The organism is Actinoplanes rectilineatus (assembly GCF_000962825.1).
Classification (GTDB): domain Bacteria; phylum Actinomycetota; class Actinomycetes; order Mycobacteriales; family Micromonosporaceae; genus Actinoplanes; species Actinoplanes rectilineatus.
Genome location: NZ_JZKF01000004.1, coordinates 71,574 through 93,297 on the forward strand (window position 1 = coordinate 71,574; position 21,724 = coordinate 93,297).

The following is a 21,724-nucleotide window of genomic DNA, read 5'->3' on the forward strand; positions in this document are numbered from 1 at the left end:
CGTGGGGCCTGCCGCCTACGACACCGAGCACCAGGGCGGACCGGGTGACATGGCCGAGCGTGCCGCCCTGAAGGGTTCTCCGGTGAGCGGCGAAGCCGAACAGGCCGATCGTCAATGACGAAGGGCGGGCTACTCGGCGATGGGGTGGCCCGGCCAGCGTGCCGCATCGGGCCAGAACTCCGTCTCATCCGGGCCGACGACCGGTTCGACATCGAACCAGGAACAACTCAGGTAGATGTGCGCACTGCCAGGCTCGGCGTAGCAGTCGCTGCACGGCCGTGCCAGGTGCGGCGTGCGGCACTCGGCGCTGTGCTCGAAATACCAGCCGCGGCAACAGGTCACCACTTGTACACGGGCCGGCGTGAGCCGGCGCGAGGCGGTGACGCGCGATCGGCGGGCCCAGCCGTAGAGAGATACGCGGCCAAGGCTTCGACGCAGGGCGGATTTCAGGTTCGAGGTCATCTGGGCAAACCTTTTGAACGACGAAAGGCCGGCCCGCATACGCGGGCCGGCCTTGGCGTGGATGTGCTTAGCGGTGATGAAGGAGCTGCGGGTCGGTGACGGTGTCCGGCCAGGCGTCCGCGGCGATCTTCTCGCCATACGGGCTGACGACCAGGTCGCCACTGCGCTGCCGGCGGGGTGCGCTCGGGGTGGGTGCGTTGCTGCTGGGCAGGGGCGTGATGTTGGCCGGCGTGATGTTGATGACCGGCTCGTCGCTCTGGTCGAGGTACGGAGTCATCTTCTTGACCGTGACGAGGACGTCGGTGCCGGGGCGCAGGGAGCGGGCGAGCAGCATCTGCTGTTCGTCCCAGCAGGTCACCTCGAACTCCATTGGTTGAGTGGTAACCCACTTGCCCTTGTCGCGGTAGCCGGTGCGGTGCACGATGCGGAACTTGACGAAGGCCCGCCCGCTGCTGTTGGTGTGCCCCTGCTCGCTGCGGCCACGAACGGTGCCTTGGATGAGACTGGTGAAGATCTGCTTCGACGGTTCCTGGCTCATAACAAAAGCTCCCCGAGATGATTCGGACGTGTCAGTGGGAGACTGGGGCCGGCCGGGTGGCCGGCCCCAGAAGCCGGTCAGGCCGGCTGCAGCTCCCGCTCGGAATCCGCGGCGGTGGCATCAGCGGTGGGATCCCAGGCGTTGCCCGCCGGCCGGTCGTCAGGAACTGGCTGGGCACCGGCGAACCGCATCGACAACGACACGTTCTCCGCCGTGACCTCCAGGACGCCGCCGGGGGTGCCGTCCTGCCGGATGAAGGGCCACACGTCCAGGTCGTCGCGGGCGTTGACCACCACGGTGTCGCCCTTGCCCAGCTCGGCGCACCGTTCGGCGAGCTCGCCCCAGACGGTGACCTGCGCCCACATGGGGGTCTTGTCGACCCACTGACCCTCGGCCTTGCGGCGGCGGTTGTGGGCGACCCGCAGCCGGCACAACGCCTGTCCGCTGGCGGTGACCTCGAGTTCGGGCTTGGCGGCGAGGTTGCCCTCGAAGATGAGGGTGAACTGCGACATGTGCTGACTCCCGTTCAGGTGATGCGGTGCGGCCTGTGCCACGACTCGGATCGGGTGATCCGGGCGCCGCGGGGCCGCGCTGACGGGGCCGGTCAGAGCCCGCACATGGGCGCAGGGGTGCAAGCCCCGATCGAGTCAGAAGATCTTGGCGTCGAGCAGCGCGAGACGGTGTGGGCCAAGATGTTCTGCCGGGGCTTGCACCCCTGGCCTGGGTGGGCTGACCTTCGGGTCCCTCAGCAGCGGAACCAGCGAACGTCCACGGACCGGCCCAGCCGGGATGCCACGACCGCTGCCCGCCGTCGCCGTGGGACAGCCGTCCTTGCATGCCCTCCGGGCCGCCACTGCGCCAGCGCGCAGTCCCCACCGCAGAGCTCGGACAGGACGGCCGAACGGCAGGTCGTCTGGCCCGCCCGCATTGGGGGTGAACGTCATCGCATCGTGGGCCGGGCCGAACTGGCTGCTTGCGGTGGTGACGGCCGGGCAGGAAGGCGTCAGATGTGTGGTCCCGGCCAGGTGTGCGCCGGTGCCCTCCGGACATGACGTCCGGCGGCACTCTGCCGGTCACCGAGACGTCGGGGATGACGTAGCCCGGCTCGCCACCCGGACGACAGCGTGCGCTGGACCTCAGCGCGTCCCAGCCCCGTGCTGAGAGCGGCTTCGGTGAGTTCGCGGCGCACGGTCGTCTCGTCCATGGGAGTGTTCGCGGCCAGTTGCCCGAGCCGGAAAGCGGCCCGGTTCAGCGCGTCGTTGCGGCCCCCGCCGCTGAGACGTCGGCCGTCGCTGATGACCGGCCGGGGCGCACGGCGCACGCGTTCGGCTTCGCCCTCGAGCGCTGCTTGCACGTAGCGGTCCAGGTCCGCGATCGGGGCTGCCGGTGGGCTGAGCGGTGGCGGTGGTGCAGGAAGTACCAGGGCACGCAGCTGCGGTGGGCAGACCGGCAGGTCCGCGTGCTGCCAGGACTGCTGGAACGTGTACCGGGTTCCGGTGTAGTGCAGCGAGGGCGGGGCGACGACCAAGCCGCCGCGACCCCGCCAATCCACCCCCGGTGCGATCGCCACCCGGCTGGCCAGGTCGCTGGCGGCGTACCACAGGTGCCACCCGGACCCTGTACGGATCAGCGGCCCGGGCGGTCGGACCAGGTTGAGCAGGTCGAGAACCACGCGCAGGCCGCTGTTGGTGTCGATGTCGCAGACGTCCAGCACCGTCCCGGTGACCAGGCCGATGTTCGCATCCGGCCACCGCGACCACCACGCCCGGATAGCTTCCGGCTGCCGGGAGGCATCGTGCAGGCCACGACGCACGCGGGGATGCTTGCCGGGTGAACCGCAGGCCGTGCCGGCTCGGCAACTGCACACACCGTCAGCGCCGGGGGTGTGTAGCGGCAGGACCGCGATACCCGCCGCGGCGTAACCGATCGCCGCGGCCACCAAGTCTGCCGTCGTGACCGGCGGTTGCAGATCGCCGCTGTCGATTGGATCGGCCGGCCTGGAGGCGCTCACCGTTCACCTGCACAACGCTGGCACGGCCGGGCCGCGGGATACACCTGCAGCGTCCGTCTCGGGATGCTGCCGCGGTCGGGTGGTTGGCGGCCTGCGACCAGCAGGCGCGGCGCCGGACGCGCAGGTCGCTGGGACCGGTCGGCGAGGCGCACGTAGGACACGACGTTGCCGTAAGGCGCGGCGGGACAACGGTGACCCGACCTCGGCGCTGGCGCCGAACGCGGATCACAGATGCCAGGTCTGTGTGCGAGACGAGGGGGGTGAGGCACAACGGCTCCTAGGGTGACGGCGGTGCTGCACGACCGCGCAGATGAGCAGGCCGACCGTTGGTATCGGCCGGTCGGTCTGACAGTCGGCGTTGGAGGAAAGTGGTGGAGGTCGGGTTGGCCACGGTCACCGGCGGCGGTCACCGTGACGCGCGGTGCCGTGTTCCGCGGTCGCGGAACACGGCACCGCGGTGCGCGGTATCGCATCGGCGGCAACAGCACGGTCGTGTGCCCCGCCGGTCAGCTAGCCTCTGTTGTCGGTGCCAGCGGCGGGGAGAGGTGCGGCGACCCGGCCGGCGGCGGCCGGCAGGCGGGCGGTCAGGGCCGGGTTGTCCACCGACCTGGCTGCGGTCCGTCGATGGGGTAGCTGGGTTGGTGCTCGTGATCGAGAACGGTGGCATCAGGACAGCTGGTCTGCCACGGGCCGTCTGCTACGGCCACCGCGTGGCAGTCTGCGACGGTGCAATACCGTGCGATGGGCTCGAAGACGATGCCGTAGTGGTCGGCGTCGTCGGTGCTGACATACAGCGAGAGCGGTCCGTCGGGGTGCAGCACCCGGTGCACGCCGGGTGGAACGTTGATGAGGTTGGTGAGCTGCAGCGACCAGCTGGCTGCGGCGTCGCGGTAGTGGTCGCTGTCGGTGCCGTACGCGTCGGCGAGCTCGATCAGGTGCTGTTGGCAGGAGGCGACGGTGGTGGTGGCGTCGCGGCTGATGTCCAGCCGCACCAAGTGGGGTCGGTTCCCGCGGGGCTTGAGTATCGGGGTGGGTACGGCGGGGTCGTCGTAGCTGGCCGGCAGCAGCGCGGCGAGGTCCATGCCGGTGGAGGTGGCTGCGCCCCACGTGTAGGCGCGATCGGTGACCGTGGTGACGATCGCGGTCCACTGACTGACCGGAATCGCGTAGTTGTCGCGGTTGAACAGTGCGTCGTCGTGATGGTCGCGGTATGTCCGCCCCCGGCCGGTCAGCAGAGCGTCGAACACTGCCGTGACGACGGCGTCGACCAACTTATGCGGGCCGGGAGCATCACCGTGGATCTGTTCACAGATCGTGTCAAGCTCGGTGCTTGTCAGCGGACGCCGAACAGCGGGTGTCGCCGTCGGCGGCGAGGTAGGGGTGAACCAAGGGTTCATGGCGCAACTCCGGTAAAAGGGATCGTCTTTGCACGCCGACCGGTGGTGTGTAAGGACGGTGATTGGCAGAGTGTTTGCGAGCGGGTCACCGCGATGGGGCTCGGCGCTGTGCAGGACATCGCGCGATGAGCAGGTGCTGGTCAGCCCTGCGAAGGACATCAGCGGCGTTGAGTGCCGGGTAACTGGGAGAGTCGCGCACGGCAGGGCTGATAGTCGGGGCTTGCGGGGAATGCCGGCGCGAAGCGTCTAACAATCGGCGGGATGCTTGACGGCCAGCAATGGGTCAGCCGATGACGGCCAGGGTGGTGGCCCGCTTGATGGGCCAAGACGCGGCCCCGGGCGGACGCCGCGCTGTATCCCTCAGCCGTTCGGCGAGGAATGCAGCGCGGCGTGTGGGTCAGGCTGCGTCGGAGAACTCGTCGAGATCACGCCGCTGGTCGGTGTCATCGGTGGACACCTCGTTGCGGTCGAACGGTGCCTCGATCACCACGGCGTCCGCACCGTTCGCCGCGAGCACATCGACGCCGTCCTCCTGCTCCGTGGAGACGGACGTCTCCTGCGCGTCCTCGTGTGTCGCGATCACGTCGTCGGGCTCCTCCTGCTCCGTGGAGACAGGCATCTCCTGCGCGTCCTCGTGTGTCGCGGCTGCGTCGTCGAGCTCCTGCTGCTCCGCGGAGAGGGGCATTCCCTCCGCGTCGGTGATCAGCGCGATGTCAGGAGTTGTGACGTCGTCCTCGTCGTCGTCTTGATCCTCGTCGACTTCGTCGTCGGTGGCGGCCGTGGCCGTGGCCGTCCAGCTCAGGTAGAGCTCCTGTTCGTCGTCGGTCAGCGGGTACTTGCGCTGGCGCAGCTCGTCGTACCAGGCGACAGCCTCCGTCTTGTCGATCCACATCCGGTGCGGATTGGTGGTGCCGTTCAGGTTGTATTCCAGCGTGCAGATGTACTTGGCGACCAGGCTGCGGCGTAGCCGGTCCTCGCCGGCGTCGGCGAGGGTTTTGTTGTCGGAACCACCGAGCGCGCGGTACAGCTCGTCCAGGTCGGCGGAGCGACTCATCATCTTGCCGAGGGTGGCCGCCCGCAGTGCCAGCAGGAACAGGGCGCGTGCGCCCTTGGCCGTGCCGAACTTCTCGACGATGAACTCGCGGCGTACCGTCGCAGCCAGCGTGAGGCGTTCGAGGCGTTCCTTGGCCTGCTGTTCGGCCAGTTCCTTGGCGGCGATCTGTTCGGGGCTCAGCCCGCGGTGCGCCGCCGAGACCTCCTGGCGGCGGGTGTAGCCACGCTGCGCCGGGTCGTCGCAGTACACGACGGTGCGAGCTTGGCCGCCGTCCTTCTCCACGAAGGCGTGAAAACCGGGCTGGGTCTTGACCGCCTCGACGTCGACCGGCTGACCGTCGGCATCCAGGAGCACATCCGCGCGTACCGCCGGGCCGTCGTAGCCGAAGCCGCGTGGCTTCGGCGTGACGTCGACGCTTTCCAGCACCAGGTGCGCCTTGGCGATCTCCTTGTTGCGGGCGTAGGCGCGCTTGTCGCGCAGCCGAGACAGCTCGTGCCTGAAGGCGTACTCGTCGCTCAGCTTGTCCAGCAGCTTGTTCTGGGCGTCCGGGTCGTCACCGAACTCTTCCAAGGCGAGCGCCTGGTCCAGGGTGAGGGTGCCGGCGTTGAGTGCGCGCTGCGCGGTGGCCGGCAGGGCCCGGGCCTTGATGGCGGTACGGACCTGGTTGACGTCGGTGCGGCGGGCGTCGGCGATCTGCTGTTCGCTGAGGCCGAAGTCAAGCAGCATCTGGTAGGCGTCGGCCTGTTCGATACCCTCGAGGTCCTTGTGGTGGTCGTTGAGTTCCAGGAACTGCAAGATGAGCTGGATGTCGTCGTCGGTATCGGCGATGAAGCACGGCAGCTCGAAGCGTTCGGCCTCGATCGCTGCCTGGCGGCGCCGCTCGCCCTTCACGACTGCGAAGTGCTCGATGGGCTCAGCGTCCTCGATCAGCTTGCCGCTGGCGTCGACGGGCGAGAAGAACCCGATCGAGCGGACGACCAGCGGGGCACGGACACCGAACAGCCGCACGGAGGCGATCAGGTCGTCCATGTCACCCATCTGCCTGCGCTTGAAGCCCTGCGGCTCATGAACGAAGCGGGCGTCGAGTAGTCCGGCACGAAACGGCAGCTGCTGGCCGTCCTGGCCGGTGTTGAGGTGCACTGGCCCGTCGACGATCTCACCGATCAGCGCGGGCTCGATCGCGATCAGCTCGGTGCCGGCGTCGGAGTCGGACTCGTCGAACGCGGCGACGTCGTCGTCGTGGAAGACCTCAGTGTCGTTGGCGATGGTGGTCACGATGCAAATACCTCCATGGAGCAGTGATGAGTGCTGCGCTCGGGCGGGCGCCCGAGCGGGGCTGGCCTGATCCGCCACGGGCCGGCCGATCGGCGTGAACCCGCAGGGCCCACCCCGGCGGTCACATCGCCGGGGTGATGGCTGGTAGGGGTGGGCTTGCGGGGGCGCGCCGCGGGCGGCCAGGATCAGGGGCCAGCCCACGCCGGCACCCGACCCGCAGCCGACAAGCTGACGAACTTCCAGCTCTTCAAGGCATGTCGTTCTGGGCTTGGCGCCCATCGCGCGGGCAGGCCGGTCGCCGGTCCGCATAGCCAGCGCCGGGGCCACAGCAGGGGTCAATGCGTGGTCGGTCGACGTAGGCGGTGCGCGGGCACATGGGCACGTACGACGCTGGCTACCAGCCGGGTTAACCGGTCACCGGGTCCCTGGTGGACGGCACGTTTGCATGCCACGGTGGCTAGCGCGTGTTCGTCGCGGCGCCAGGCGCACCAGGCGGCCAGTGTCGCGGGTCCGGCGACGTAGCGGTCCGGGACGCGGCGGGTCACATCCAGCCATAGATCGCGTTGCCACATGCACGCGCACACGGCGCCCCATGCCGTCTCGAGGGTGTCGCGGTGGGTCAAGGTGAGCGCCAGTGGCGCCAGCTGCTCGGCGGTGAGGCGCTGGCCCTTCTTTGCGCTGCCCAAGACGTCGTCGAGCAGTCCGGCGACATCTGCCGGCAGGGCCGCCAGTGCGGTTTCCGTCTCTGCCTGCGACACCAGGTCAGGAGCGACCAGGGTGTTCAGGGCCTGCCGTGAGGGCAAGGCCACGATGCCGTCGACGGTGAGCTGGGCGGCGACCGGGCTGGTGGCAGAGTCGATGTCGATGCCGCGGCTGGCCTTACACGAGCAGCTGTCGAGCAGGCACACGCATCGGGAACCGGTGACCCAAAGCAGGGTGTGCAAGGGCAGGAAAAGGTCGATGATGCGGCCCATCGTGGTCAGGGTGGGTCGCATCGGGGGTGGGCCGTAGCCGATCAAAGCGACCTGCGCGCACGGTTCGGCCGGGGCCCGCAGCATCAGGTGCTCGCTGAGCGTCTCGGCGGAAAACCGGATGGGTTCGGCAGCCACGGCGAGGATGCGGTGATCGGCGCCGAGATAGACCGCGACGACCTCATCGACCGGGTGGTAGCCCAGCAGATAGGGCACGGCGCCGAGCAGGTCCTGCGGGCTGCGGTAGGTCGTGTCGGGCAGCGGGTCGGTCATGATCGAAGGGCTCCTTTCGTGAAACGAAGGGGATGGCAGGGATGCGCCGGGTCGTCAGCGCTGCTGGGGGGCGGCGTTGATCTGCTGGCCTTCGGCGTCGCACTGATGCAGTTACGCCCGGTGCGGGCCGTGACCGGCCAGTCGGCTGCGGTTGTGCACCTCTCCCCGCCCGGCGGGGAGGCCGGCGAGCCTTCACCGGACCGGCGTCACGGGGCTCCGGTCGGCGCCTACGCGGTGGGGTCAGGCCGTGGCGGGAGCGTGCCGAGCACCCGCACGGTGGTGGTGGCCCTGATCGGCTTGTTCTGCGGGCCTCGCAGGTGCGGTCGGACCACGATCCAGTCCCGCAGTGACCGGTCCGGTCCGTAGGGCTGATGGCGCCAGTGCGGCGTCACCCACCAGCGGAAATCGCGCTCACGCTCGCTCCCTGTACCGGCGTTGCCGTGCTGGGCTGGCGCAGAGGCCGATCGGGTGCCGCGGATCCGTACCAGCGCAACCTCAGGCTCCGGCCGCCGCGCGCGCTGGTAGGCCCGGCGAATCGACGTGTCGACCTTCGCCGGGGTTGACTCGGCGAGGCGCTGGCGGATGAGTCGCCACGTCGTCACCAGCGCCGCCGCAGGATGGGCGGCGGTGACGGGCTGCCCGGGGCGCAGCGTGACCGCGAAGACAGGGATCAACCAGCCGACCTCTGTGCGCAGCTGCTGTAACGGCGCCGGTGCGAGGCCGTCACCGATGCTGCGGTAGCCGACGAGTTGCACCGCGTCGCCGTGGCTGCTCCACGACGCGGCCACGCACCGCCGGCGGGCGTCGACCGGCTGGGCCCACGCGACGAAGCCGTGCGCGGCCGGCAGATCACCGGGTACGAACCCCAGCCGCGGCAGGACCTGGGCGGCGTTGCGCGTCAGGACGGTGAACTCGTCGTCGACCCAGTACAGCCGGGCGATCGTCAGACTTGCCGTTAGCGGTGTGCGCATCGCGTCGTGGCCGAGCCCGAAGGGCAACGCGACATCACCGGCGATCAGTGCGGCCAGCCGGTCACGCACTTTCGGCAACGTCGTGGCCGGCAACGGGTGCGGCCCCCAGCGCCCATCGACGCTCAGGGCGCGGCCGGGCCGCAGCGTGGCGAGGACCTGTCGCAGCATGGCGGACAGGTGGGCCACCACCTCGGCGGCGAAGTCCATGCCGTGGCTCAGGATCCGCTCCAGCAGGCCGGCGAGGTTGCGGGCTTCGACCAGGGCGGCGCACTCGACGCACGCCGCCCAGCGGGTGCCGTAGTCACGCACCAGCGAGCCGCCCGGAGTTTCTACCTGCACCAGGACCCGCTGGGTCGTCGCGTAGACGAACAGGATTTGAGGGTCGGTGCAGAAGTCGCAGACGTAGGTGGCCTCGACGGCGTCGGCCGCCACCGGCACGGGCGGGTGGTCTGCGTCCTTCCAGATCGGATGCTCGAAGGACACGGTGCCGGAGGGCAGCTCGGCGTAACGGTCGAGTGGGCTGCCGCAGGTGCCGCACGCGAACCGCGAAGCGCGCGCCTCAGCGGTGCGGTGGTGCTCGGGGCCGGTATGGCTTGGGGGTATTCGCGTGGCAGTGGACGCAGACGGGGTGTGGTGCCGTTGGGGCGGCATGGGATGACCTCCGGAAATGCCGGACAGGGCGCCCACCGAAACGGTGGGCGCCCTGCAACGGCGGATGAGGAGAAGCTGACGGGGTTACCTCAGGCGGCTGCGGCGGCCAGGTGCAGCGCCTTCGATGCCGTGGTCTCCATCCGGTAGGCCATATCCGCGTCCTGGATGCTGCGTGCCACGGACGTGACGGCCTGCATGACCCCGCCGGCGCTCAGGTCTGCTCCGGCGATGAAGTGCGCGAGGATCGCATCCTGCTGGTCTTTGGTGTAGTTCAGCTGCTGGGAGACGACTTTGATGGTGGCCTCCGGCTTGCGGACCGTGACGCCGGCGGCGCGTTCCAGGTCGGCGACCGCGCGGGCGACGAAGTCGACGTTGAGGTAGGCGCGGATCGTGTCGATGGTCTGGGCGGTGATCAGGTCGAGTAGCTTGCGCATCGTCTCGGCCGAGGGGTCGACGATGCCGTCCTCGTCGGTGATGCGGGCACCGATGTGGGTGCGCCCGACCGCGCCGCGTTCAACGGTCTGGCCGTTGCGGCAGACTTCGATGCGTAGCCACGGGGCCAACGAGTACCGGCCTTCCCCGGTTTCGGAGTTCTGCAGTAGGAATCCGCCGGAGATGACCGGCAGGTCGCTGCCGCGGCGCCCGTCGAACGGGCTGCGGTAGTTGCGCAGCAGTTCCGGTGCCATGACCTGTACGTCGGGGGAGACGAACCGCACGTACATGCGCCGGTCGGTCAGGTCGCAGGAGGCGATCTGCACCGCGACGCCGGCCTTCTCGATGCCCTCGATCGCTGCCATCAGCACGTCGAGGTTGTTGATCCGCAGATACTTATCGGACAGAAACGCCCGTGCGGTGCCGTCAGCACTGTCCGGGGTCCGGCGCAGGCAGCGCACCAGGAAGCGGCGGTCGTCGCGATCCAGCCAGCTGTTGACGTTGATGTCCAGCAGCGGCACGTTCTCGGCGGCCAGCCGGCGCAAATAGGTTCCGGGGATGGCGAGCTTCTTGGCGACGCCGCCCAGCGCGACGTCGGACAGAGCGAAGCTCCCCGCGGTCAGGTCCACACCCGCCAACGTCAGGACCGGTGCGGTGCGGGCGATGATCAGCTTGCCGCCGTCGGCGTGCATGGTGTCAGCGCTGGCGTAGACGTCCACCGACCGAGCATGTTGATCTCTGAGTTGGGCGATCAGGCTGTTCATGCCGATGTGGCGATTCGGCGCCACGGCGAGCGTCGGCTGAGCCATGAGTACGGCCTTTCCGTGCAAGGCCGCCACCGGTGACGGTGACGGCCGGCGGGCACGCTCGTCGCAGGCCGTGGCCGGCCAGGGGGCGAGCGTGTGCTGGCCCGCGGTGCCGGGGCCGTGCCCGGCCGGCCGGAGCGGCAAGGCGGCCAGGGCGAGGAGATCTTTGGCCGAAGGCCAAGATGTTCTCGGACCGCCTTGCGCCCGGTGCCGGGTCGGCCACCGTGCCCCGGCCAGCACCGCCGCCCTCGCCGTTGCCCGATTGGGATTCGTGGACCGTCGAGGAACCGGTAACCAACCCGGAGGTCGGGTCTCACAGACGGCACGAGTGTCGGTTGTGTCGGGCAGGACTGAGTCAGCTGCTGGTACCACATCCGCAACAACGCCCACCTGCAGCTCCCACGGAGGCCGCTACCTCAGGACGGGCGCGGCGCTGATACCGAGAGTCCAGGTAGCGCCGACCCGGGCCGGGTATCGACCGGTGCTCGCGCGGTGGCCCGGAAACCATGGTGGTGATGGATCGTCGGTCCGCAGGTGGCGCCGCAGCACGCGACTCGGGCGACGTGCGGTACCGGCGGGAACGTCGATGTAGCGCTCTGAGCGCAGCCGGACATGGTCGACGTCAGAGCTGAAGGCGACGTACGTCCCGTGCAGCATCGTGCCGCCGAGGCGGTCACAACACGCCACCGAGACGGGATACCAGCCAGTCACGGCGTAAGTGACGACGTGCCCACAAGAAAGGTCGAGGTCGAACACACAGCGTCGGTGCTGCTCGCGGGGACCGACCGCCGACGGCGCGGGAACCGGCGCGTTGCCGGGGTCGTGGCAGGGCCGACAGAGCGGCCCGAGGTCGGCGTCGTAGCCGGCGTCGCAGGCTTCGCACACGATCCGCAGGCAGCTGCGGCATTCGCCGGCAGCGGTGGTGTCCAGGTCGGCGTTGCAGAATCCGCATGAGCCGGCCATGCAGGTTGTGGTGTGCTGCCCTGGACGATGGCGGTGGCACGGATGCTCAGTCACGGCGACCTGCACTGACAATGGCGGAACCATGGTCGTCGCGACGCGGCCGCGCGTCGGCGGCGGCAGGTACCGGGCAGCGGAGCTGAGGACGGCGTATATCTTGGCGGACGGTCATGATGCGCGCCCGGTGAGCTCGGCCGCGGTGCGCAGAAACTCGCGATAAGCGTGGTCGGCGACGTCGACGACCACGGCGAGCACCCTGCGTGGCAGATCGCCGGCGTCCCGGAACACCTCGGGGAGAAGCTGGCCAGAGGCCACGGTGATCTGGTCAGCAATGGTGACCATGACCAAGAAACCGCCGTCGCGGTAGTCACCGCTGACGGTCGCCTCGATACCGACTGCGGTGACCGGTGCCGCGACGCGCAGGACCTGCTTCTCGCAGCAGTAGTCGATGAAGGCGGCGACATCCGTGCCGAAGTCACGACCGGCAGGGTTCATCAGCGCGAACAGAGTCGACAGCTCATCGGTGTCGGCGTTGTCGACCGTGACCTGGTCCAGCCGGGCCAGATCAACCCAGACGGTCAGTCCAGCGCTATCCGGGCGGACTGCCCAGTTTCCGGTGCGCCGCCGTGCAAGCGCTGCACGAAAGAGGTCTCTGAGGAACATGCGTTGCTCCCGGTATCAGTCAGGGCGCCCACCACATGGATGGGCGCCCTGATTTGGCAGATAGAGATGTGGGTTAGTCGGTTTCCTCGGTGCGGAGGAGTCCGAAGGATCAGCTGGTGTATCGCCGCGGGTTGTAGAGCTCGATGGCGGAGTCGACGGCATCCCGGTCGGGGCTGCGGGCACCGCGCAAGTCGCTCACGGTCCACGCAAGCCGCAGTACCCGGCCGTAAGCCTGCACGCTCAGCTGGCCGGCATCGAGCAACCGCCGCAAAGGCTCTGTGGCCGACGCCGGGATACGGAACGAAGGTCGCCTCAAGACGTCCTTCGTAATTTCGGCATTGGTGGAAAAGCCCTCCGGCGCCCACCGAGCGGCGGCGGCCGCCCGGGCCGCAACAACCCGCGCCGTGAGCGTGGCGGTTGACTCACCTGCGGTGGCTTCACCGGCTGTCGCCTCGATGATGGCGACAATGTCCAGCCGGTCGGAGATCGCCCGTAGCTGATTGCGGTACCGGCGGCGTTCCGGTGTGCTGCACCCGCTGCTCGTGCTGTGGGTGGCCGGGCAGGGACACGGTCTGGAGGTCACGATCAGCTGAACGTCGGCAGCAACGGTGGTGGTGCCTCGTGCGCGAGCGAGCTGCACGATGCGGCGGTCGAGCGGTTGACGCAGCGCATGCAGGACCTCTGGTGCGAAGTCGGGGGCGTTGTGCAGCAGCAGGACGCCACGGTGCGCCAAACTGACCAAGCCTGGTCGCTTTCCGCCGAGCATGCTCGTCACCGACGTCTTCGGCCCTGAAACCTGCAACGGCGGGCGCCGGATCAGTGCGTCGACCGGGTAACCGGCGGCGGCGTGCAGCGCGCTGACCTCAACGGCATGTCGGTCGTCGAGGTCCGGCACGAGCGAACGCAGGTACTGGCCGATCAGCCTGACCGGGAGCTCCGGTGCGGCGGTGACCCCGAGGTGATGCCGCCCCGCGGCGGCGACCTCGAGGGCGAACCGTGTCGGTTGCATCCACGCCGGGAGCGGCGGCAGGTCCGGCTCGGCCTGACCAGCAGTGCCCATCGCGTGGTCTTGGCCCGGGCCGGGTGGAGCCGGTTCGGTGCCGACAGTGGCCCAGGTAAGCAGTTCGGACAGGGTGTTGACGCCGATCACGCGCACACCGGGTACCAGCATCGCCTGTCGGGCGTTGGCTGCCGGTACCACGACCGTGCGGTATTCCCGCTCGGCTGCTGCGGCGACCAGGGCGAGCGTTTCGGGGACTGGGCGTACTGCTCCGTCGAGCCCGACTTCGCCGAAGAACATTGCCTCGCTCAGCGCGGTGAACTGAATGTGACCAGCGGCGGCGAGAACCGCCGCAGCGACCGCCAGGTCAGAACTGGGATGCACCGGCCACAGCCCCAGCGGAGCGAAGGAGATGATGATGTTGCGGTCTGGCCAGCTCAGGCCACTGTTGGTGATACCCGCGTACACACGGTCGCGCAGCTCAGGATACGAGGCGCCGTCCGGGCCGACCGCGACCAGAGTGCGGCCGCCGGTCAGCGCGCTCACCTGGACGATCGCCTCCCGAGGGCCGCCTGCGTCAAGCGTCAACGTCGCCACGGTCAGCGCCGTCATGCCGACCACTGCGCTGAGCAAACGCTGTGGGGCATCCCCGCCAGGGCGTGTCGGATCCCCGGCGGGACGTGGTCGAGCGAGAGCTGCTGGCCCGCGGGTACGTCGCGGGCGTTGTCTTCGATAGCGGACAACGAGGGCCTCCGTAGTGAGTGCGGTCCCGGCGACCACGCGTTGCGGTGGCTGCCGGGAGGGACGGCACGAGCCGGCCCGCCCGGCGGGGTGCCGGTGTCCAGCCCCGGCGCCGCAGATGGGCGACGTCGGTGCAGCTTCGGACCAGGAGCCACGCTGTCGCGATGGTTCGCCGGTGGCTTGACGACGGCGCGCACGGGCGGGACCGTGCCTAGTCCCTTCCCGCACAGTCGTCCGCGCCCCAGACGCCGGCACCTGCCGCAGCACCGCCGCCGGTCCGCGTCTGTAGCGCCCCGAGGATGACCTCAGCGACACCCAAGGCCCGCGCGCGTAGCTCGTCGGCGGCCTCCCGGACAGAAAACTCGTCGTTCTCCAATCCGGATCTGTTCGCTTCGTCGCACAACCGTTCCGCCTCGGTCTGCATGGCGTCGGCTGCCGCTACCAGATCGAAAAACGTAGTGCGTTGTGTGCTGTGGAACACCGCGCGCAGCCCGGCGATGAACGCACGCGCCTGACCAGAGTCGCGTAACCGGATCTCCCCGTTGCCGGTCGTCACGATGTAACTGCCTGCTGGATCGTCGGTGCGCCACTGACGCAGGAGCCCGGCGTCGGCGAAACAGTCCAACGCGGTGTCGACGTCGGCGACGTGGCCGTGGGAGTCCTGAGCGCTGATGGGAGATGTCATGCCGGTCACCAGTCCCACGAGGGCAGAGCATCATCGAGGTCAGCGTCAGGATCGAGCAGGAGATACTCGGCGCCGAAGCGGTGCGCGTACTCCCAGAGCTGCCACACCGCCTCCGGCACGGTGTCGGGGTGCCCGTAGCGGTGCTCGGCGAGGTCGCTGGGCACGACTAGCAGCCAGCCGCAGCCGGTGTTGTAGGCGGTGACGCCGTCGTAGTCGTCTAACCGAGCGCAGACGTGGTAGGGCAGGTGGCCCGTGGACAGGTCGAGCATGCTCATGATGCGCGGACCGCCAGTCTTGAGCCTCAGCTGTCCGCGAGCGCGGTTCAACCAGCCGTGCAGTTGCTCTTCGGTGCCGGCAACCTGGATCCCGTCCTCGCCGTTGGTCGTGATGATCGAGTACGTGCCATCGGGATCGGGTTCGTCGGTATCCTTGGAGATAGCGAATGTTTCCGCTGCGTCGAGGACCGTGACATCGTCTTGGGCCTGGACGCCTTCCAGCCTGATCAGCATGTTCTTCCTTTCGCTGCTGTGGATGATGAGTTGGAAGTTCTGGCCCCTCGCCGCGGTGATGTGTCGCCACGACTGGTGCTGTACGCATAGCAACCAGGAAGAGCCGCGTGCGTGGACCTCGTACCGCTACGCCGGTGTGACGTCGTGGGGCAGCAGGCGCTGGCGTTCCAACGCCAGCAGCGTCCGCGCGGGGGCGTGCCAGCAGTCGTCACCGATGACCGCGGTTGTCCGCCCGTCGATCAGCGCGTGTAGTCCGGGGATCTGCTCGGCGTAGGCGCCGCCGATCGCTTGCAGGTCGGCGCAGGCGCGTAGCGTGGCCTCACGCATCTTCTTGGTCCAGGGGGTGCGCTGATGGCCCGCGAGGTGCGGTTGCCCCGCGAGGGGGTCGCCATCGTGACCGGGCGCGCCGTAGTCAGCCATCCCGCACGAGCAGCCGCGGACATCGTCGGTCGGGATCGGGAGCTCGCGGCGGCGGGCGCGGCCGTAGATCGGCCCTTCGCACAGGTGGTAGCCGAGCCACACGACCGGCGGATGAACACCGGCTGCTTGCGCAAGCAGGGCGACTTTGTCGTAGTCCCAGGCACGGCCGCCGCGTTGCTGGCGGTGTCCAACGACTTTCGGATGCGTCAGCGTGCGCCAATAGTCCGGGTGGACTCCGGTGGAGGCGACCAGGTCCTTCTCATCGGCGAAGCTGCCGGCGGTCAGGGCGTTGGGCAGCTGGTCGAGCAGCAGGTGGGCCAGCTCGCGGCGCACGGCCGGCACCGCTGGATCATCGGCAGGAGCGAGGCGCAGGGCACGGGACGTCGCTGTCGGCGCGTTAGGCAGCTCGGGAAGCGCGGCACCGGCGGCGAGGTAGTCCAGCAGCACCGCGGCGAGGTCGCTGAGCATTTCCTCGAAGCCCCGGGTGCGGTCCTGATAGTCACCGACGGGCAGCCACCGGCCGCCGCCGCGGTGCGCTACACGGTGTGCCGCCTCGTGCAGCAGGACGAGCCGGGCCCGGTGCCGGCCGGCCAGCGCGGCACGGTGGATGGCGACGTCGCCGGTGCGCGGGTGGTAGAAGCCGTCGGAGCATGGCGACTCCTCACTGTCGGAGTACACCCTGACCCGATCCAACGCGAACGCCCCGATGGCCCGGCGGACGAGCTGCTGCGTCTCGTTCAGCACTGTGCGTTCGGCGGCGGTGAGCTGACGCAGAGAAACCCATGTCGTGGTGTCCCGGGTGCGTTCGTAGTGGCGTACGCGCCGGGTCCGGGCGATCTCGACGCCGAGACGGTCCATGAACGCCCGCAGCTGTTCGTGGGGCAGACCCGAGGCGTTGAGTTCGGTGTAGCCCTTGTCGACCAGGTCGAGCTTGGCCTCCTCGTTGCCCGAGGTGGTGAAAAAGCACTGGGCAGGCAGATGGGCGCGCGCCCACGTCCGCCACGCGGCCCGGGCGAGAGGCAAACGGATGTCGGCGAAGTATTGCTCCGGCTCGCGCAGCTTCCCACCGCCCAGCACATGCTGGGCGAATCGGTCGATGACCAGGTGATCCTCGCTTTCGGCCAGGATGGCGCGGACCGCGTCGCGCAGGGCGCCGGCTTCGATGACCGTGCGGTCGCGGTTCTGCAGGCCCTTGGCGTCCAGGGGCAGGTCGTAGGAGGCGAGCAAGCCCGGCACGGTCGAGACCAACACACCGCCGATCCACACCCGGCCCGGCGCTCCGTCGAGTACGCACGAGCCGTAGCCGGACGGTCGCTGGTAGTCGGGTTCGCTCAGCGGCCTGAACCGGCTCGTAGCCTCGAGGGCGAGGTCCTGGGGGCAGGCGACGGTGAACATCGTGCCGCGAGTGCGGTCACTGCGGTGCAGGCGGTAGACGAGGACTTCGGTGCCGTCGGCGGATCGTGACGGCACGATGCCGTCGAGCAGTCGGCGGCGTTCGACGGCCGGGGTGAACCCGTAGCCGACGGTGTCGCAGCGCACCTGGCCGACCTCAGGGCTACGGGCCAGGACGAGGCAGGCGAGTTTCTTGCCCTCGCCGAACTGGCCGATCTGAGCGTCGGTTTTCGTCGAGTAGCCGAGTACGAGTCCCTCTTCGGGGATGCCGGGGCCTTCATCGCTGATGGTCAGAACACCGTCCGCCCACCAGATACGGGCGGCGGGGTCCTCGTCGAGGGCGTTGGCGATCAGCTCGCACAGAGCTCGCGCGGGTGTCCAGGACTTCACGTATTCCGGCGAGATCGGGTACGCCAGCGTGTCCACCGACTGTGGAACATCGGTGGTCGAGCGATGATTTGCGACGGTAGCGGGTGCGAAGTTGTCCACGAAGCAATCTCCTTGAATGAGTTAGAAGCCGGGCTTCGGCCGTGGTGCCTGAGGCGCGGCCAAGGCCCGCCCAGAGGCGGGGCACATTGCGAAGATCGGAGCTCGAGCACGCAGCGGTGGCGTCCGCTGATGGAGGTGTCGGCGGCCGCGCCAGGGGGCCGGTGTCTCAGCGCCGTGAGCGCTGAGACACCGCCAATAGGCCGCTAGCGGAGAAGGTCCTCGAGATCGGTGCCGTCGGGCAGTGGCCAGGGCAGCGTCGCCGGACTGATGCCGGCGGTGAGCACGAAGCCGATCAGCTGCGACATGGTGTTGTCCGGCCGCGCGTGCATAGCCCTGGCCAGCGCCGCCCAGGCCAGCGCTGGCTCACTGCGGCGCCAGGCATTCCAAGCGACCAGGTTCGCTAGCGCCGCCACGCAGTGCTCGGGCACGCGGCGGACCAGGTCGAGCCACAGGTCGTGCTGCCAGGTCTCACCCGTGGTCGCCAGCCATGCCGCACTGCGACCGTCGTTGTTCTGGAGGGCCACCGCCAGATACGCCACCTGCTCATCGCTGAGTCGACCGCCGGTGGACGCGATGTCCAGGCTGGTGTGCACGACGGCCACCGGATCCGGCAGTAGTCCCGGTACATGGCTCAGGGCGGCCGCGGTGCGTTCCTGCGCATCGGGGTCCGGCTCGATAAAGGAGCCGAAATCCTCCCGCGATGGCAGTGCCACCCGGCCGCGAAGCGTCATCTCCGCGGCAATGACACTGCCGGCCGGATCGAGGACGGCGCCCTGCTCGGGTGTGCAGGGACACCCATCGTTGAGGCAGTAATACCTGCCGTCGTCGACCAGCAGACACGCCTGGACGGTGACCGCCATGTGCAGCGAGTCCGCGATCTTGGTGAGCCGCTCGCGGTCTGACAACGGTCCATAGCCCACGACGAAGGCGCGGCTCGCGTCCGCGCGGGACGCGGCGGTGCTGCTCTCGGCGACGATCATCGCGTCCGGCGCGTGCCGGCCGACACTAAGCCCACAGGCGAGGCGCCCGTCGTCGGCGATGAGCACGACGACGATGCTCTGCTGGGGGTGATATCCCAGTACGTACGGGATGGTGGTGAGTAGGTCGGCTGGGCCGTGAACGATTGACGGTGCAGGGTCGAGCACAGCAATCACACTCCTGAAGGGCTCGGCAGGTACCGCGACCCCCTTCACCTGCGGCAAGTGGCTCACCGGTGTACCGCGATTGGAGAAGCCATCGATCGCGGTACACCGGTTCAAAGCGGGCACCTGGGGGTCGCGCTGACCCCGTGCGCGGACCAGCCCTGACGGCCCGAGGCAGGCCAGGGTCCAGACCGGCCCGCCCGCCAGCAGCCACCTCGCATTGGGCTGGGACCGCGATGGCGGGTCGGCCGGGTGCAGCGCCCTGGCCGGCCCGGGACGGGGCTGGTACAAGCGCTTGCGGGCAGCGACGACCACCGGCTGCCGGAGCCGAGCCGGACACCCCCGAGGCATGGCTGGACATTCGGGCTGGCCCGGCGTGCCGATGCCGCTTGCGAGTGTTAGCTCAGTGGCCGGCCTGGTTCAGCTCCGTGATGACCTCGCTGGCCGACGTCACGAGGCGGGCAGCAGCGTTGGCCCGCAGGATGCCGTGACAGCCTGTCGACATGACCGAGGTCACGGGACCGGGAACGGCCATCGCGGGACGGCCCAGCTCCAGTGCCCGGCTGATCGTTTGTATGGCTCCGCTGCGCGGTGCAGCTTCGACGACCACCGTGCCACCGGCAGCAGCGATGAGGCGGTTCCGGATGCTGAAGCGGTGTCTGAGCGGTTCGGCACCGGGTGGCCATTCGCTGACCAGCAGACCGTCAGCGATGATCCGGTCGAACAGTGCGGAGTTGCCGGCGGGGTAAGGGCGGTCGATCCCGCAGGCCAGCACGGCGACGGTTAGGCCACCGGCGGCCAAGGCGCCCTGATGCGCGGCCGCATCCACGCCGAATGCGCCGCCAGAAACGATGCTCCGCCCCCGGGTCGCGAGCTCGTAGGCGAAGTCGGTGCTGACCTGCACCCCGTACGGGCTTGCCGCTCGCGCTCCTACGATTGCGACGGACCGCGCGAACGCTTCGCTCAGTGACCGGTCACCGCGAACCCAGAGACATAGCGGCGGTGCGGTGTTCTGAGCGACCGGGCCGGTGGATCCCGGTTCGACTACGGCCAGGTCGTTCACCTGTGCCGGCCACTCGCTGTCGCTGGGCACTACCAGCCGCGCGCTGAGCCGTTGCGTACGGCGCCACGCGATCTGGGCCGAACGGCGCACGTCACTTCGGGCCGCGCGGGCCTTCACCACCGCGCGCAGGGCTGCGTCCGGGGTGTCTCCGGTGAGCAGGAGGTCCAGGACCGTCGGTGCGCCCTGCTGCTGGACCATGGACCAGACCGTCGGATGGCCGGGCTCGGTGAGCATGGTCAGGGCGGTACGGGCGATGAGCTCCGCCTCGTCTGAGGATTCCGGTATCGCGGGGGCTTCGCTATTTCTCATGGAGTTGTTCCCTTCTTCAACGCATACGGATGTCCTGCGGCCAAAAGAGGCCGCAGGCGTCGATTTCGTGTTCAGCAGCTGGGGTGTTGCGACGGAATGTCGAGAGGTGCTCCGGCTCTGCGGCTGTGATTCGTTGCGCTACTAGTCGCTGTCACAGGTGGTGCTGATCTCGCCGTCAGCAACGGCGTGCACGTTCGACGGCGCCGCAATGGCGCTCCAGCCGAGGCCATCGCACACCAGCCAGCACACCGCGGTAGCTGTGCTGACCCGGACCACGTCACCTACCGACAGAGACCGCAGCTCCTGACGCCGGTAGCGGCAAGCGAGCTCGAAGGCAGAGGCGGTGTCGAGCGTCGGGCAGCTGTCCACCAGCGTGTCCGGATCGATGTTGAGCAGGCAAAACGTCCACTCCGCGAGCTGTTCGGCCGTGGTGTTCTGCGGCAGGGCCCGAGAGAAGGCGAAGGCCGCAAGGAGCTGGCGTTCATGGCGGAAGGAGATGAATTGGTCAGCGGCGTTGTGGTAGACGGTGACGTGGAACATCATCAGGAGACCTCCATCCGGGGTGGTGCTGCGAGGTGGCACAAGAGAGCTGGTTCGTGCAGGGCATCGGCTGGCGTGGCCTCGCGGTGCGACCCTGCGGGCCAGAAGCCTGCGCAGTAGGGCTGAGCTGTCGGCACGTCACCAGGACGGTCCTGCGGCCCTGCCAGGAAGCGGCGGCTAGCTCGTCGTGCGTACGTCGCGGGCCCGCCGGCGCGGCGCTGGCCGCTGGGGGTAGGTCATGCCGGGCTTGAACAGCGTGACCGTGCCGTGTTGCTTCGCGTGGTAGAGCGCGATGTCGGCGTCGGTCAATGCGCTGGACCACGGTGTGGTGGCCGCCGCGTGGGCGACGCCTGCGCTGCCACGGACCTGCACCGACCCGGTGCGGCTGGTGGTGACGATGGCGGCCACCGCGTACGTCGCGGCCTGCAATGCCTCCGCCGCGGTGCAGTCGGCCAGGATCACAGCGAACTCGTCGCCACCGAGCCTTCCCGCCCATCCGTGGTGCCGTGACGCGAGGTCGTTCAGGCGCGCGCCGAGCGCACTTAACACCTGGTCACCGGCGGGATGACCGTGTTCGTCGTTCACGGACTTGAAGGTGTCGAGGTCTACGACGATCACGAAACGCTCGCGGTCATTGGTCGCGCTGTACGCCTGCTCGAGGCCGGCCCGGCTCAGTACGCCGGTGAGCCGGTCGCTTCGGACCTGCTCGGCCAGTGCGGCATTCTCTCGATGCAGGACGCGGATGGTCGGCGTCGCGCCGAGTCGGCCGAAGACCGCGCCCAGCGCAGCTGCGGCAATGCTGGCAACCAGGGTCTTACGCATGAGACTGCCCCTCACGGTAGGCCCGCCCACGTAGAGCAACCCTCGGGCCGCGCATGGGTCGGGAAGAGACACAGGGGCCAGGAGGTGATGGCCCTGCCGCCCGACTAGTTCCGGGCATCGGTGATCACCCCGCGGGAGGCGGATTCGA

Annotated in this window: 19 protein-coding genes; all 19 read right to left on the minus strand. The window is 69.0% G+C overall.

The genetic code is table 11. The features are described 5' to 3' along the window. Positions 1–129: 129 nt before the first annotated feature. Positions 130–462, minus strand: a complete 333-nt coding sequence (locus WH85_RS49940) for a hypothetical protein (RefSeq protein ID WP_157410738.1) — start codon at positions 460–462, stop codon at positions 130–132. 67 nt (positions 463–529) lie between these two features. Next, positions 530–1,000, minus strand: a complete 471-nt coding sequence (locus WH85_RS03990; RefSeq protein WP_045740283.1) for a single-stranded DNA-binding protein — start codon at positions 998–1,000, stop codon at positions 530–532. Positions 1,001–1,077: 77 nt separating this feature from the next. Next, on the minus strand, positions 1,078–1,512 hold the full coding sequence (locus tag WH85_RS46640; RefSeq protein ID WP_157410739.1) for a single-stranded DNA-binding protein: 435 nt from the start codon (positions 1,510–1,512) through the stop codon (positions 1,078–1,080). Between the two features lie 491 nt (positions 1,513–2,003). Then, positions 2,004–3,011, minus strand: a complete 1,008-nt coding sequence (locus WH85_RS04000; RefSeq protein ID WP_425394612.1) for a bifunctional DNA primase/polymerase — start codon at positions 3,009–3,011, stop codon at positions 2,004–2,006. Positions 3,012–3,595: 584 nt separating this feature from the next. Beyond that, complete coding sequence (locus tag WH85_RS04005; protein WP_157410740.1) at positions 3,596–4,567, minus strand: hypothetical protein; 972 nt, start codon at positions 4,565–4,567, stop codon at positions 3,596–3,598. A 238-nt stretch (positions 4,568–4,805) separates the two neighbouring features. Further along, positions 4,806–6,737: a ParB/RepB/Spo0J family partition protein gene (locus WH85_RS04010; protein ID WP_045740285.1), complete on the minus strand. Its 1,932-nt coding sequence runs from the start codon at positions 6,735–6,737 to the stop codon at positions 4,806–4,808. Between the two features lie 335 nt (positions 6,738–7,072). Continuing rightward, positions 7,073–7,981: a DUF4192 domain-containing protein gene (locus WH85_RS04015; protein ID WP_045740286.1), complete on the minus strand. Its 909-nt coding sequence runs from the start codon at positions 7,979–7,981 to the stop codon at positions 7,073–7,075. A 227-nt stretch (positions 7,982–8,208) separates the two neighbouring features. Continuing rightward, on the minus strand, positions 8,209–9,639 hold the full coding sequence (locus WH85_RS04020; protein ID WP_157410742.1) for a hypothetical protein: 1,431 nt from the start codon (positions 9,637–9,639) through the stop codon (positions 8,209–8,211). 53 nt (positions 9,640–9,692) lie between these two features. Further along, positions 9,693–10,754, minus strand: a complete 1,062-nt coding sequence (locus WH85_RS04025; protein WP_211275273.1) for a DUF932 domain-containing protein — start codon at positions 10,752–10,754, stop codon at positions 9,693–9,695. 498 nt (positions 10,755–11,252) lie between these two features. After that, the gene (locus tag WH85_RS49945; protein WP_157410743.1) at positions 11,253–11,804 is read right to left on the minus strand and encodes a hypothetical protein; all 552 of its coding nucleotides are present in this window, start codon (positions 11,802–11,804) and stop codon (positions 11,253–11,255) included. Between the two features lie 165 nt (positions 11,805–11,969). Next, positions 11,970–12,464 (minus strand): hypothetical protein, encoded by a 495-nt coding sequence (locus WH85_RS04030; protein WP_045740288.1) that lies wholly within the window; start codon positions 12,462–12,464, stop codon positions 11,970–11,972. A gap of 109 nt (positions 12,465–12,573) precedes the next feature. After that, positions 12,574–14,076 (minus strand): ATP-binding protein, encoded by a 1,503-nt coding sequence (locus tag WH85_RS04035; RefSeq protein WP_045740406.1) that lies wholly within the window; start codon positions 14,074–14,076, stop codon positions 12,574–12,576. Between the two features lie 340 nt (positions 14,077–14,416). Further along, complete coding sequence (locus tag WH85_RS04040; RefSeq protein WP_157410744.1) at positions 14,417–14,890, minus strand: hypothetical protein; 474 nt, start codon at positions 14,888–14,890, stop codon at positions 14,417–14,419. A 5-nt stretch (positions 14,891–14,895) separates the two neighbouring features. Further along, the gene (locus WH85_RS04045; RefSeq protein WP_045740290.1) at positions 14,896–15,399 is read right to left on the minus strand and encodes a DUF5983 family protein; all 504 of its coding nucleotides are present in this window, start codon (positions 15,397–15,399) and stop codon (positions 14,896–14,898) included. Positions 15,400–15,525: 126 nt separating this feature from the next. After that, entirely contained in the window at positions 15,526–17,700 is a 2,175-nt protein-coding gene (locus WH85_RS04050) for an ATP-binding protein (protein WP_157410745.1), read from the minus strand. 203 nt (positions 17,701–17,903) lie between these two features. Continuing rightward, a complete protein-coding gene (locus WH85_RS04055) occupies positions 17,904–19,193 on the minus strand; it encodes a DUF4192 domain-containing protein (protein ID WP_083448772.1) in 1,290 nt (429 codons plus the stop codon). Positions 19,194–19,245: 52 nt separating this feature from the next. Beyond that, positions 19,246–20,139: a DNA-processing protein DprA gene (gene dprA / locus WH85_RS04060; protein WP_052720133.1), complete on the minus strand. Its 894-nt coding sequence runs from the start codon at positions 20,137–20,139 to the stop codon at positions 19,246–19,248. A 216-nt stretch (positions 20,140–20,355) separates the two neighbouring features. After that, positions 20,356–20,757 (minus strand): hypothetical protein, encoded by a 402-nt coding sequence (locus WH85_RS04065; protein WP_045740293.1) that lies wholly within the window; start codon positions 20,755–20,757, stop codon positions 20,356–20,358. Positions 20,758–20,931: 174 nt separating this feature from the next. Next, positions 20,932–21,576, minus strand: a complete 645-nt coding sequence (locus WH85_RS04070) for a GGDEF domain-containing protein (protein WP_052720134.1) — start codon at positions 21,574–21,576, stop codon at positions 20,932–20,934. Positions 21,577–21,724 lie beyond the last annotated feature (148 nt).